Consider the following 12,994-nt stretch of genomic DNA (forward strand, 5'->3'; position numbering starts at 1 on the left):
CCACGTGACCACAGTGTCCGGCGAGAACCCGGTCGTCATCGTCGGGGCCGGCGCCATCGGCCTGTCCACCGCCTTCTACCTGCGACGCCAGGGCGTGGCGGTGCACGTGGTGGACCGCGGCCCCGTCGGCGGCGGCTCCTCCCGGGGCAACGCGGGCTGGGTCTGCCTGAGCCACTCCGCCCCGGTGCCCGCCCCGGGCGTCATCGCGCACGCCGCCCGCTCCATCGGCAGGCCGGACTCGCCCTTCTACCTGCGTCCCCAGCCCACCCTCGCGTTCGCGCGCTGGCTGCTGATGTTCCGGCGCAGCTGCCGGCGGCAGGCTTTCGAGCACGGGTACGCCGCCGTCGCGCGCTTCGCCCGCACCGCCTTCGACCGCTTCGGCGAACTGGCCGCGGACGGCGTCGACACCACCCTGACCAGGCCCGGCCTGGTGCACGCGTACACCTCCCTGGAGGAGGCCCGGCGCGTCCACCGCACGCAGCGCGCCATGTCCCGGACGGGCTACGAGGTCCCCGAGCGGATCCTGACCGGCGACGACGCCGCGGCCCTCGACCCCGTCCTCGGCGGCAAGGTCGCGGCGGGCTACCTCGTGCCGGGGGAGGGCGTGCTCGACCCGACCGCCCTGATCGACTCCCTCGCCGCCCACCTGCGTAAGGGCGGAGCGAGCATCACCGAGCACGTGGCCGTGCGCGGCTTCCGGGTGCGGGGCGGCCGGGTGAGCGCGGTGCGCACCGCCGACGGCGACATCGACTGCTCGGCGGCGGTCGTGGCGGCCGGCGCCTGGTCCGCCGACCTGCTGCGGACGCTGGGACTGCGGCTCCCGCTGCAGGCCGGCAAGGGCTACAGCTTCTCCGTCGACCTCGGCTCGCCGCCGAGCCATCCCCTCTACCTGGGTGACAAGCACATCGCGATCTCGCCCATCGGCGGGACCACGCGCATCGCCGGGACGATGGAGCTCAGCGGCAACAACCGGCGGCTCGACTGGCGGCGCGTGGTGGCCATCGCCCGCGCCAGCCGCGACTACCTGGGCCCCTGGTACGACAGCCCCGACGACCTCATGGCGCTGATCCACGACCCCTGGGTCGGCGGGCGGCCCATGCTGCCGGACGGCCTGCCCGTCCTCGACCGCCTCCCGTCGGTCCCCAACGCGTACGTCTCCACCGGGCACGGCATGCTCGGCATCACCCTCGCACCCGCGACCGGCGAGGCCATGGCCGGCTACGTCATCACGGGACACCGCCCGGAAGGGCTGGAAGCCTTCCGCTGCGACCGGTTCGCCGCGCCCGAGCCGTGGCCGGGCCGGCGGTGAAGCCGGACGGGCGGGCGGATGCCGTGGCAACCACCCGCCCGCGGTTCGTCAGGCGGCGTCGTACACGGCGATCTCGGTCATCGTCGGGGTGTAGACCTCGCTCGCCACCTTCCCGGTCAGCGCCACCCGGAGACGGGAGGTCGTGACGTTGCCGAAACCGGTCACGGACAGGTCGTGCCCGATGCCGTTGGCACGGCCGGCGAACGTCACCCACGCGCCGGTCCCGGCGTCCCACCGCCGCAGCTCGAACGTCTGGACCCGCGGGTTGGTGCCCGAGTCGGTGTACTCGTCCAGATAGACCTCGTCGAAGGTGGTGGCCGTGCCGAAGTCGATGTCGAGCGTGATCGGGTAGGTCGCGTCGTCGGCCGCCGCCCAGCGGGTCGCCGGGTTGCCGTCGGTCAGGTTCTTCGCGACGAGCGTGCCGTTCGCGCCGGGGTGCGTCGAGCTCGCGGTGACCGGTTTGCCGAGGGCGAGGTTGACCCGGCCGTCACCCGGGTCGTTCTCGATGGGGTCGTCGTCCACCGGATCGGTGACCTTCGCGCCGATCGGGCTCTCCGCCATGCCGATGTCCGGCGCGTCGCCGTAGTAGATGTGGGTGCCGAGGAAGTCCTCGGTGCCCAGGTGGGGGTTGTAGCGGCCCGCGTCGATGAGCGGCGAGTCGTCGCGGAGCTTGAAGTGCGCGGCGGCCGTCCGGATCTGGGCCACGCCCGCTCCGGTGACGTACTTCGCCGGGTCGCCCACGAACTTCGGGTCGGCGCGCAGGCCCGCCCGGTCCGCCGGCTCCTGGGTGGAGTGCGTGCCGCCGGCCTCGTAGTAGTCGTTGTTGGAGAACACCGCCTGGCGCAGGGCGCCGGTGCGGCGGTACCACGGCGTCGGGGTCGTGCTGGAGGAGTTGTAGAAGATGTTGTTCAGGAAGTAGACGGTGCTCAGGAACGTCTCGTCGTGCACGTAGTCGAGGTCCGCGCCGTCGTACACGAAGGTGTTGTTCGTGAAGTAGGTCGGCGAGTAGTTCGTCGACAGCATGTTCTTCACGAGCACGCCGTTGTCGTTGACGCTCAGGTTGTAGCGGGCGACCGAGTTGGAGCTGTTGCCCATGTACGCCATCCAGCCCGCCGCGTTGTCGTGCGAGTAGTTGAACTGGTAGGTGACGTTGAAGTTCGTGTACTCCAGGTCCCACGGCGTGCCGTCGTACTCGTTGTCCGGGCCGCCGTAGACCTCGTTGAACTGCATGACCGAGTCGGCGCCCGCCCACAGGTAGAGCCCGCAGGACACCGCGTCGTACCGCTTGAGGAAGCCATTGACCTCGTTGTACTCGACCGTCATGTTCTTGGCGTTGGCGAACTGGAACGCGCCCTGGCCGACGCTTTCCGCGTAGTTGTGGCCGATGTAGACGTCGCGGCTGTAGAGGTCGCGGGTCCGCACCCACAGCTGTTCCCAGCCCTCGTGGAACTTCCCGCTCTCGTCGTACTGGCCGGCGTCCGCGCCGTCGGCGGCGAACCAGTTGAACGAGAACTGCACGGCGTGCAGTTCAACCTTCATGAACGTGTTGTTCTCGATCCGGACGTCCTTGAAGTAGTAGCCGCCGGTCCCGTACGACTTGTAGCCGCGGCTGCCGAAGACCTGGAAGTTGACGCCGCCGTAGTGGATCTTCTGCCAGGTGCTCGGGCCGTCGAGATCGTGGACGTACACGTTCGAGATGCGGAAGTGGTCCATGATGCTGTCCGCGCCGGCCGCCAGGAGATCGGCGTTGATGGAGACCATGATCCCGTCGCGGACGTAGGTCCCCGTGGTGATGTCGGTGGCGAAGTTGTCGTCGTTGGACAGCTCGACGTTGTCGATCTCGAAGTACTGCTGGTTGCGCAGCACGATGGCGCCGGTCCGGCCGACCGTGTCGGGGTTCTTCGTGCCGTCCGCCCGGAACGGGCTCGGCACCCTGCCGTTCGTGGCGATGTACGGCCGGCGGGCGCGCGGGTCGCCGTAGGCCGAGATGGTGATCGGCCTGCCCGCGCTGCCCGAGCCCTTCGGCCACAGCTGCTCGTTGTTCCACTGCTGGCCGGCCTTGAGCAGGATGCGGTCGCCGGGCCTGAACGTCGTCGCGTTCGCCTTGGCCAGGGTGCGCCAGGCGGTCTGCTGCGTGGTGCCGGCCACGCTGTCGCGGCCGTTGGTGGCGTCGATGAAGTAGTCCTGGCCGCCCGTCGGGTTGGGCGTGTTGCCCGGAAAGTCGGCCTTCTTGGCGGCGGCGGGGGAGCGGTCCGGGGTCGCGGCGGCGGTCGCGGCGGGCGCGAGCGATCCCGCGAGAAGCGCGGCGAGCAGGACGGCGAGGCCCATGCGGAGCGCCTGCCCGATGGGGGGTGCGGTACCGACAGGTTTCACTGTTGAACATCCTCTGCGTTGATGGCGTCCACCGCCGCCGTGTCGACCTTGAAGACGCTGCTGTCCACCCGGCGCTGGAGGAACTGGGTGAATTTCTCCTCGATGAGCGACTGCCGGATCCGCCGCGAGTACTCGGCGAACGCCGCGTCCTCGTCGACGGTCTTGCCGTTGAGCTGGTAGTACGTGATCTGGCCGGTGCCCGGGACCGGGCCGGAGATCTCGCCGGGCGCGAGCTTGCCCAGCACGGCCATGAGCTCCTGGTCGTGGGCGGCCGAGCCGCCGCCGCGCTGCGTGGCGGTCGTGAGCCTGGCGCCCGGTTCGCGGTCCGCGAGCTCCGCCAGCCGGTCGGCGGCGGCCACCCGCCGCTGGAGGCCCTCCGTGGAGGCCCCGTCGGGGACCGGCACCACGAGCGTCGCGTACGTGTACGTGGTCGCGTTGGCGCTCCAGGCGTCCCGGTCGGCGTCGAACGCCCGGCGGACGTCGGCGTCGGTGACCCGGAGCGGGCCGTCCGCGTCCGCGCTGAGCCGCCGCTTCAGGCTCGTCGTGAGCTCGGTGAGCCGGTGCGAGTAGTACTCCTCGGGAGCGAACTCCGCCAGGCCGTAGACCACCTGGCCCCTGGCGACGGCGTCGGCGCGCCGCTCGTTCTCGGCGGCCAGTTCGGTGAGGAAGTCCGCGTGGTCGACGGAGCCGATCAGGTGCTGCTCCTTCGCGAGCACGAGGGCGGTCTTGTCCCGCCGGATCTCGTCGAGCGCGCGGGCCGCGAGCCGCTGGATCGCGCTCTTGCCACCGGCCTTCGCATCCTGGGGGCGGCTGTCGTTGCGTATTTCGTTCTCGACCTGGGGAGTGAGGCGACGCATGTGGAAGAGCAACTCGTCGCGGGTGACGGTGTGCCCGTCGAGGGAGGCGACCGCGTCGGTGCGCCGGGCGAGCGCCACGCCGCCGATCGTGAGCGCGACGAGGGCGGCCACCATGCCGGCGATGAGGACGGCGGCGCGGGGTGACCGTCCGCGAGGGGCGCCCTTCCCTGCGGCGCCCTTTCTGACGGCGCCCTTCTTGGCGGCGCCCTTCACGATTGCGCCCTTTTCGGCGGTGTCCTTCGTGAGTACGGCCTTCATGAGGGCGCTCCGATCGCGGTCACGTGGGCGACGACGGGTGTGGCCCGGGACTGCGGCACCTCGACCAGCACGGCGTCCACCTCGGCCGGCGCGAACCTCAGGATGCGCTGGTAACCCACCGCGTTCGCCTGCGCGAGCGTCATCCACCGGCCGTCCCGCCGGCCCCGGACGACGACGTGCTCGATGCGCTGCCCGTGCGTGATGTCCTCGCCCACCACGACCGCCTCGACCGGGCTGGGCCGCGCGAACACGAGCCGCACGCCGGGCTGGGGGTCGGCGTCGTCCGGCCGCCACGGCGTACGGCCCCGGGCGGGCCACGCGGTGGCGACGTCGCCCGCCGTACCGGACGACACCGTCGCGGCCGCCGCCACGCGCCGCGCCCGGAAGTCCTCGACGCGCCGCCCGAGCCGCGCCAGCACCGCCACGTCGGCGTCCTGCACCAGCCCGTCGCGGGCCGGCGGGACGTTGAGCAGGAAACAGGAGTTGCCGCCGACGGCACGCAGGTAGATGCGGAACAGCTCGTCCGCCGAGCGGACAAGGGCGTCCTCGGCCGGGTGGTGGAACCATCCGGGCCGGATCGAGGTGTTCACCTCGGCCGGATACCAGACCAGGTCGTCCTCGTGCCCCGCCAGCGCGGCGCGGCTGCCGAGGTCGCGGTCGTCGCTGCGGACGAGCCGGGCGAACGTGCCGTCGTCGGCCTGCTGCGAGCGGTCCGCGATGCGCTCGGCGTCCAGCAGGGCGCGCGGGACGACGCTCCACTCGTCGGGGCGCGTGCTCCCGGCCTCGTTGCCGCACCAGCGGACGTCGGGCCCGCACACGCTGATCACCGCGTCCGGCTGCAGCTCGCGGACCACCGCGTAGTAGCGCTCCCAGTCGTAGACCTGGCGCCTGCCGTTCGGGCCCTCGCCGTTCGCGCCGTCCAGCCACACCGAGAACACCGGGCCGTACCGGGTGAGCAGCTCGGTGAGCTGGGCGACGTAGAAGTCGTCGTACGCGCTCCCGGCGCCGTACGACGCCTCGGTGCGATCCCACGGCGACAGGTAGATCCCGAACCGCAGGCCGTGCCGCCGCGCCGCCGCCGCGACCTCCGCGACCACGTCGCCCCGGCCGCCGCGCCAGGGGGAGGACGCGACCGTGTACGTGGTGACGTCGCTCGGCCACAGGCAGAAGCCGTCGTGGTGCTTGCAGGTGAGGATCACGCCGGTCATCCCGGCCGACTTGAGCGCCCTGATCCACTGGTCGGCGTCGAGTCCGGCCGGGTCGAAGGCGGCCGGGTCGTCGTGTCCCTCGCCCCACTCCCGGTCCGTCATCGTGTTCATGCCGAAGTGGATGAACCCGTAGAACTCCATCGCCTGCCAGGCGAGCTGGCGGGCGCTCGGCCGTACCGCCGCCAGCGCGGCCGGTCGCGTCCGCGGGGTCACCGGAACCGCCGGTTGTACGAGGCCAGCACGGCCAGCAGCCCGGCCAGCGCGACCAGCATGATCGCGAGGCTGCCCCACCCGGCCGTCGTGCGGGCGGTGACCACGACGGCGACGCAGCCGGCCGCGACGACCGTGCGAGCGGCGACGAGCAGCAGATTGCGCGTCGAATCCTTCAAGACGGTTTCCTCTCTGGGAAACGGGCCGGTCAGCCCTTCACGCCGCCGGATGCCATGCCCTCGATGAGCCGGCGCTGGATGAGCGCGTAGAAGATGAGGACGGGGACGATGACGATGACCATGCCGGCGTACAGCCGCCCGTAGTCGGCCGCCGCCTTCTGCGCGGTCATCAGGTTGAGCAGGCCCACCTGCAGCGTCTTGCCCTCGCCGGGGAGCAGGGTGAGCGCGATGATGAAGTCGTTCCAGTAGGCGAGGAAGTTGAACAGGATCACGGTGGTGAGCGCTGGCCGCGCCATCGGCAGCATGACCCTGACCATGACCTGGAAGCGGGAGGCCCCATCCAGGGCCGCGGCCTCCTCGTAGTCGGCCGGGATCGACCGGAAGTACGCGGTGAGCAGGTAGATGGTGAACGGGATCGACGTGGCCGCGTAGACGAGCGAGAGGACCCCGGGGTTGTCGATGAAGAAGCCGTCGGGGAACACGTCGGCGAGCGCGCGGTCCCAGCCGACGAGCATGAGGAAGATCGGCACGACGATGTAGTTGACGTTGACGAACAGCCCGGCCAGCATCGCGACCTCGACCAGGCCGCGGCCGCGGAACTCGTACCGGGCGATGACGTAGGCCGCCGGGACGGAGACGGCCACGACGAGCACCAGCCCGAGCACCGTGACCAGCACCGAGGTGAAGAAGTACTGGCCCATGCGCGCGGTGACGAACGCGTCGGCGTAGTTCTGCAGGTGCAGACCCTGCGGCAGCGTCCAGGGGCTGCCGTAGAACTCGCCCTTCCGCTTGAGCGAGGCGAGCAGCACCCAGCCGACCGGCACCGCGATGGCCAGGGCGATCGCGGTGACCAGGACGTAGGTCAGCGGCCGGCCGGCGCGTTTGATCGTGGTCATGGCAGCGGTCCTCAGAACTGAAGGGGCTCGCGCCGCGTCGCGCGGCTGACCAGCAACGACACGAGGAACGAGAACGCGAAGACGACGACGCCGATGGCCATGCCGTAGCCGTACGACGAGTTCGTGTACGCCTGCTTGTACATGTAGCTCAGCAGCACCTCGGAGGAGCCGTCGGGCCCGCCGCCGGTCATCGCGCGGACGAGGACGAAGCTGAGGTTGACCGCGCTCATCACGAAGAACGTCAGCGTCGTGCGGAGGTTCTGCCAGATGAGCGGCAGCGTGATGGCGAAGAACTGCCGCCCCGCGGACGCGCCGTCGAGCGCGGAGGCCTCGTAGATCTCCTCCGGGATGCTCGCCATGCCGGACATGTAGAGCACCATGTAGTAGCCGAGCGACTGCCAGACCATCGCGATCGCGACGGACCAGAGCACGAGCTGCTGGTCGCCGAGCCAGATCTGCTGCAGGCCGTCGAGCGACAGCAGCCGCAGCGTGCCGTTGAGCAGGCCGTTGCGCTGGTCGAAGATCGCGGAGAAGACCGCCGCGATCACGACCACGGACAGCACACTCGGGACGTACAGGATGAACCGGTAGAGCGTCCGGCCCCGCAGCCGCTGGCGGGTCATGATCGCCGCGAGGAACAGGCCCATGCCCATCGTCACGACGGTCACGACCACCAGCAGCGCGACGGTGTTCTGGAACGCGCGGACGAACTGCGCGTCGTCGACCAGCCGGGCGAAGTTGCCGAGTCCCACGAAACGCATGTCCGGGGAGAAGCCGCTCCAGGTGTAGAAGGACATCCGGAACACGTTCAGGGTCGGGACGATCATGAACACCGCGAAGAGCACGAGCGCGGGCAGGAGGCAGGCGAGCACGAAGGCACCGTTGCCGCGCCGCCGAGCCGGGCTGCTCCCGGCCACGTCAGCCACCCGCCTGGCGCAGTTTCTCGCTGGCGTCGTTGAGCGCGGCCTGCCACTGGTCCTCGGTCTTGTCGCCGCTGATGATGCTGTTGGCGGTGTCGAAGAGCGTGGCCTTGATGTCGACGCCCTCGACGGGCGCGGTGCCCGCGAACCCGCCGACGAGCGCGGCGACCGCCGGGTCCTCGTAGACCTTGTAGAACTCGGCGTTCTCCCCGGACAGGCTGCTCACGATGCCCTTGATCGGCTGGATCGCGTTCGACTTGGCGAAGATCTTCGCCGCCTCGTCGGAATAGAGGTAGGCGACGAACTCCTTCGCCGCGTCCTTGTTCTTGGCGGCGCTCGGGATCCAGACCGACTCGACCGACGTCGTGATGTAGCGCTTGCCGCCCGCGGTGACCGCCGGCAGCGTCGTCAGGCCCCACTGGAAGCCGTCGGCGCGCGGGGCGTCCTTCATCTCGCCGACGACCCAGGTGCCGTTCGGCATGAACAGCGCCTTGTCGTCGAGGAGCGACTGCTGGTTCTTGGTGAAGTCCTGCTCGTTGGCGTACCCGACCGTGGTCGGCGCGGCGTACTTCAGCAGCCGGGTGGTGAGATCGAGGACCTGCCGGGCCTGCGGCGTCTGCCAGACGCCCTGCTTGTACGTCATGACGTCGGTGTAGAACTGCTCCCCGCCGACGTCGGCGAGGAGCGCGAAGAAGTACGAGTCGAGGTAGCCGGCGGTCGGATACGTGAACAGCGAGATCTTCTCCTGCTTGGCCTTCTCGCCGAGCGCGAACATCTCGTCCCAGGTGGCCGGGACCTTCCAGCCCTTCCGGGCGAACAGCCCCTTGTTGTAGAAGAGCCCGGTCGGCGCGTAGTACATCGGCATCGTGTACGTCTGGCCGGTGCCGTACGGGTTGGTGTTGAGGTTCCCGACGATGCCCGCGATGAGCTTGTCACCCACGGTCTTGTCCTCGCCGGGGACCTTCGCCTTCAGCACCGGCGTGAGGTCTTCAAGCGCCTTGTCCTTGATGAGCGTCTCGGTGAGCGCGGCCTTGCGACCCTGGCCGAGCACCACGACGTCCGGGAACCGCCCGGCCTTCATGTTCGGCGTGATCTCGTCCTCGATGCTCTTCGAGATCTGTAACTGCACGTCGACGCCGGGGTGCGCGGTCTTGTACGCCTGGATGACCTGGGCGTACATGTCCCGCCCGTAACCGCCTTCGAGCGCGGCGACGCTCAGGGTCGTCTTGCCGGAGCCCGAGCCGTCCCCGTCGGCCGAGCAGCCGGTGAGCAGTCCGAGCGCCGAGATCGCGGCGCTCACGAGGACGAGTGATCTCCTCATGGTTCTGGGGTCCTTCCCGTGGACATCTGCCCACCTGGGTGGGGCGGAGGAACGAGGTCCGGGCCAGGCCGCGTCGGAGGTCACGACGCCGGGACGCCGCGCCGCCAGCCGGGGATCTGGATCTCTCGGCAGGGTCCGGACGTTGTTACAGTGGCATCGATAACATGAAGGCGCAAGAGGCACTTTGCGGACGATCGCGACATGGCCCGGCCGCGACGTGGTGACGCCGTGGAGCCACGGCGGCGCTCGGCGATGACTCGCGGGGGCACTCAGCGATGACTCGCGGGGGTGCTGTGGAGTCGCGGGGGTGCTGTGGAGTCGCGGTGGTGCTCAGTGGCGACGTGGGGGCGCTGTGGAGTCGCGCACCGACAGTGACGCGGTGACCGGAGCGTCGGCGGCGTCCCCGCCCAGCAGCAGGGCGACGGCCGCCGCGCCGGAGCGGTAGAAGTCCTGCCGCACGGTCGTCAGCGGCGGGTGGCAGTAGGCGGCCAGGGCGATGTCGTCGACGCTCACGATGGACACGTCGCCGGGCACGGACCGGCCGTGCTCGCGCAGGGCGCGGATCACGCCGAAGGCCATCTCGTCGCTGGCGGCGAAGACGGCGGTCACGTCCGGGATCATGGCCAGGACCTGCCCCTGCCGGTGTCCGGAGTCGGGCGACCAGTCGCCCTCCAGCGGGGGCGGCGCCTGGATCCCGGCCGCGGCCAGGCACTCCTGCCAGCCCTGCCGCCGCTGGCGCGCCTCGATCCACTCGTCGGGGCCCGACACGTGCCACACCTGGCGATGCCCCAGGTCGAGCAGGTGCTGCGTGGCGAGGCGGCCCGCCTCCTTCTGGTCGATCCCGAGCACCCGGGCGCTGGCGGTGCGCGAGCCGTCGAGCGTGACGGTGGGGATGTCCCGGGTGATGTCCTCCATCTTCTGCGTCACCGAGATGAGCGGGACGGCGATCACGATGCCGTCCACGCCCTGGTCGGCGAGTTTGGACAGGGACCGCTCCATCAGGCCGGTGTCGAGCCTGGCGATGGTCGCGATGCTCACCGCGTAGCCGGCCGCGCCCGCGGCCGACTCGACGCCGGCGGTCACCGCCGAGCGCGAGTAGTAGCCGCCGGACTGCAGCAGCACGAGCCCGATGGTGTGGCTGCGCCCGGAGGACAGCACCCGGGCGGCGTTGTTGAAGCGGTAGCCGAGCTGCTCCACGGCCGCGAGCACGCGTCTCCTGGTCGCCGGGTTGACGTTCGGCGAGTCGCGGAGGGCGCGCGAGACGGTCTGCGCCGACACCCCGGCGGCTCTGGCCACGTCGGCCATGCTCGGCTGCCTCGTGGGCCGCTCGGTGGCCTTGGTCATGGCGCTCCCCTCTCGCGGCCTGCCCGCGACGTCGTCAGCCGATCCTACCGCCCTTGTTACGTATGGCATCGATAACATAGGCTCTGCCACCGTGATCGAGCTGCCCGCGCCGGACACCTCTCTGGCCCCGACGACGACCACGACCCCGATCCCGGCCGACCCCTCGGCCCCGATTTCGGCCGCGCCCCCGGCTGCGGCCGCGGCTGTGACCCTGTCTGTGACCTCGGCCGGGACGAGCGCGCTCACCTGGCGCGGGGGCCGCCTCTACCGGCACGGCGCACCCCATCGCATCCTGTCCGGAGGGCTGCACTACTTCCGCGTCCACCCAGACCTCTGGCGGGACCGGATCCGCCGGCTGGCCGACCTCGGGCTCAACACGGTCGACACCTACGTCGCGTGGAACTTCCACCAGCCCCGCGAGGACGACGCGCCGCGCTTCGACGGCTGGCGGGACGTCGAGCGGTTCATCCGCATGGTGGGGGAGGAGGGCCTCGACGTCGTCGTCCGGCCCGGCCCGTACATCTGCGCCGAGTGGTCGAACGGCGGCCTGCCGAGCTGGCTCACCGGCCGCGACGTCGCGATCCGCAGCTCCGACCCCGCGTTCATCGCCGCGGTCGGCCGCTGGTTCGACGAGCTGGTCCCGCGCATCGCCGCGCTCCAGGCCGGCCAGGGCGGGCCGGTCGTGGCGGTGCAGGTGGAGAACGAGTTCGGCAGCTTCGGCGACGACCGGGTCTACCTGCGCTGGAATCGCGAGGCCCTGGCCGCGCGGGGCATCCGGGAGCTGATGTTCACCGCCGACGGGCCCACCGAGCTGATGCTGGACGGCGGCGCCCTGCCGGGCACCCTGACGGCCGTCACGCTGGGCTCCAAGCCCGACGCCGCCCGGCGGCTGCTCGCGGCGCGGCGGCCGGACGAGCCGTTCGTCGTCGCCGAGTTCTGGAACGGCTGGTTCGACCACTGGGGCGAACGCCACCACGTGCGCGACGCCGGCAGCGTCGTCGACGCGCTCAAGGAGATCACGGCCGACGGCGGCAGCGTGAGCATCTACATGGCGCACGGCGGGACCAACTTCGGGCTCTGGGCGGGCGCCAACGAGCACGAGGGCCGGCTGCAGCCCACCGTGACCAGCTACGACTCCGACGCGCCGGTCGCCGAGGACGGCACGCTCACCGCCAAGTTCTTCGCCGTGCGGGAGGCGCTCGGCGCGCGCGGGCCCGTACGGATGCCCGCGCGGACGCCGACGCTGCCGCCGGCCCGCGTCCCGCTCGTCCACCGCGCCGGACTGCTCGCCGGCCTGCGCGCGGTGCCGGCGCTCACCTCGACCGGCCCGCGCCCGGCGTCGTTCGAGCGGCTCGGGCTCGACGCGGGCATGGTCCTGCACACCGCGCGCCCGCGCGTCCCGGCGGGCGAGCACCGGCTCGTCCTCACCGACGTGCGCGACCGGGCCCTGGTCTTCACCGACGGCACGTTCCTCGGCGTCGCCGACCCCGACCACCAGGAGCTCCCGATCCGCGGGACCGGCGCCGCCGTCCACCTGGAGGTCCTGGTCGAGAACCTCGGCCGGGTGAACTACGGGCCCGGCATCGGCCGGCACAAGGGCCTGATCGGCCCGGTCCTCGTCGACCGCCGGATCGTGCAGGGCTGGGACAGCGTGCCGATCGCCCTGCAGGAGTGGTCCGCCGCCGACCTGACCCACGCGCTCGCCGCCGGCCCCACGCCCCAGCCCGCCGGCCCCGTGCCCCAGCCCGTCGGCTCCGTGCCCCAGCCCGCCGGTCCCGCGTCGGCGCCGGGTGGTCCCGCGTCCACCCACGCCGGGTCCACCGCCGCGCCCGCCGGGTTCGCCGTCGCGACGGTGGACGTGGGCGCGCCCGCGGACACCTTCCTGGCCCTGCCGGGATCCCGGCGCGGCCTCGTCTGGGTCAACGGGTTCCTGCTCGGCCGCTACTGGGACATCGGCCCGCAGGTCACGCTGTACTGCCCGGCACCGCTGCTCCGCACGGGCGAGAACATCGTGACGGTCCTCGAACTAGAACACCTCGGCGGGCTCTTGGAGCTGCGCGACCGCCCCGAGCTGGGACCTCCCGAGGAGTACGTCGAGGAGTTCGGCTGACCCGCCGGC

Annotated in this window: 10 protein-coding genes; 2 read left to right on the top strand and 8 right to left on the bottom strand. The window is 71.3% G+C overall.

What is annotated here, in order from left to right; translation table 11 throughout:
- Positions 1–4 precede the first annotated feature (4 nt).
- Complete coding sequence (locus ACIBQ1_RS41500) at positions 5–1,309, top strand: NAD(P)/FAD-dependent oxidoreductase (protein ID WP_397285844.1); 1,305 nt, start codon at positions 5–7, stop codon at positions 1,307–1,309.
- Positions 1,310–1,357: 48 nt separating this feature from the next.
- On the opposite strand, the gene ACIBQ1_RS41505 is transcribed toward ACIBQ1_RS41500, so the two are convergent.
- The 8 genes from ACIBQ1_RS41505 to ACIBQ1_RS41540 form a co-directional block, all read right to left on the bottom strand.
- The gene (locus ACIBQ1_RS41505) at positions 1,358–3,682 is read right to left on the bottom strand and encodes a discoidin domain-containing protein (RefSeq protein WP_397285846.1); all 2,325 of its coding nucleotides are present in this window, start codon (positions 3,680–3,682) and stop codon (positions 1,358–1,360) included.
- On the bottom strand, positions 3,679–4,797 hold the full coding sequence (locus tag ACIBQ1_RS41510) for a hypothetical protein (protein WP_397285848.1): 1,119 nt from the start codon (positions 4,795–4,797) through the stop codon (positions 3,679–3,681). Before ACIBQ1_RS41510 ends, ACIBQ1_RS41505 begins: the two co-directional genes overlap by 4 nt.
- Complete coding sequence (locus ACIBQ1_RS41515; protein WP_397285851.1) at positions 4,794–6,218, bottom strand: alpha-L-fucosidase; 1,425 nt, start codon at positions 6,216–6,218, stop codon at positions 4,794–4,796. Before ACIBQ1_RS41515 ends, ACIBQ1_RS41510 begins: the two co-directional genes overlap by 4 nt.
- Positions 6,215–6,394, bottom strand: a complete 180-nt coding sequence (locus ACIBQ1_RS41520) for a DUF6903 family protein (protein ID WP_397285852.1) — start codon at positions 6,392–6,394, stop codon at positions 6,215–6,217. Before ACIBQ1_RS41520 ends, ACIBQ1_RS41515 begins: the two co-directional genes overlap by 4 nt.
- Before the next feature lie 29 nt (positions 6,395–6,423).
- Positions 6,424–7,290 carry a carbohydrate ABC transporter permease gene (locus ACIBQ1_RS41525; protein WP_397285854.1) on the bottom strand — a complete coding sequence of 289 codons (867 nt, stop codon included), beginning with the start codon at positions 7,288–7,290 and terminating at the stop codon, positions 6,424–6,426.
- 11 nt (positions 7,291–7,301) lie between these two features.
- The gene (locus tag ACIBQ1_RS41530; RefSeq protein ID WP_397285856.1) at positions 7,302–8,207 is read right to left on the bottom strand and encodes a carbohydrate ABC transporter permease; all 906 of its coding nucleotides are present in this window, start codon (positions 8,205–8,207) and stop codon (positions 7,302–7,304) included.
- Position 8,208: 1 nt separating this feature from the next.
- Positions 8,209–9,531, bottom strand: a complete 1,323-nt coding sequence (locus ACIBQ1_RS41535; RefSeq protein ID WP_397285858.1) for a carbohydrate ABC transporter substrate-binding protein — start codon at positions 9,529–9,531, stop codon at positions 8,209–8,211.
- Between the two features lie 330 nt (positions 9,532–9,861).
- Positions 9,862–10,875: a LacI family DNA-binding transcriptional regulator gene (locus ACIBQ1_RS41540; RefSeq protein WP_397285860.1), complete on the bottom strand. Its 1,014-nt coding sequence runs from the start codon at positions 10,873–10,875 to the stop codon at positions 9,862–9,864.
- A gap of 91 nt (positions 10,876–10,966) precedes the next feature.
- On the opposite strand from ACIBQ1_RS41540, the gene ACIBQ1_RS41545 reads away from it, so the two are divergent.
- Positions 10,967–12,985, top strand: coding sequence for a beta-galactosidase (locus ACIBQ1_RS41545; protein ID WP_397285862.1), 2,019 nt, complete (start codon positions 10,967–10,969; stop codon positions 12,983–12,985).
- Positions 12,986–12,994: the final 9 nt, after the last annotated feature.

Source organism: Nonomuraea sp. NPDC050153 (assembly GCF_044460125.1).
Lineage (GTDB): Bacteria > Actinomycetota > Actinomycetes > Streptosporangiales > Streptosporangiaceae > Nonomuraea.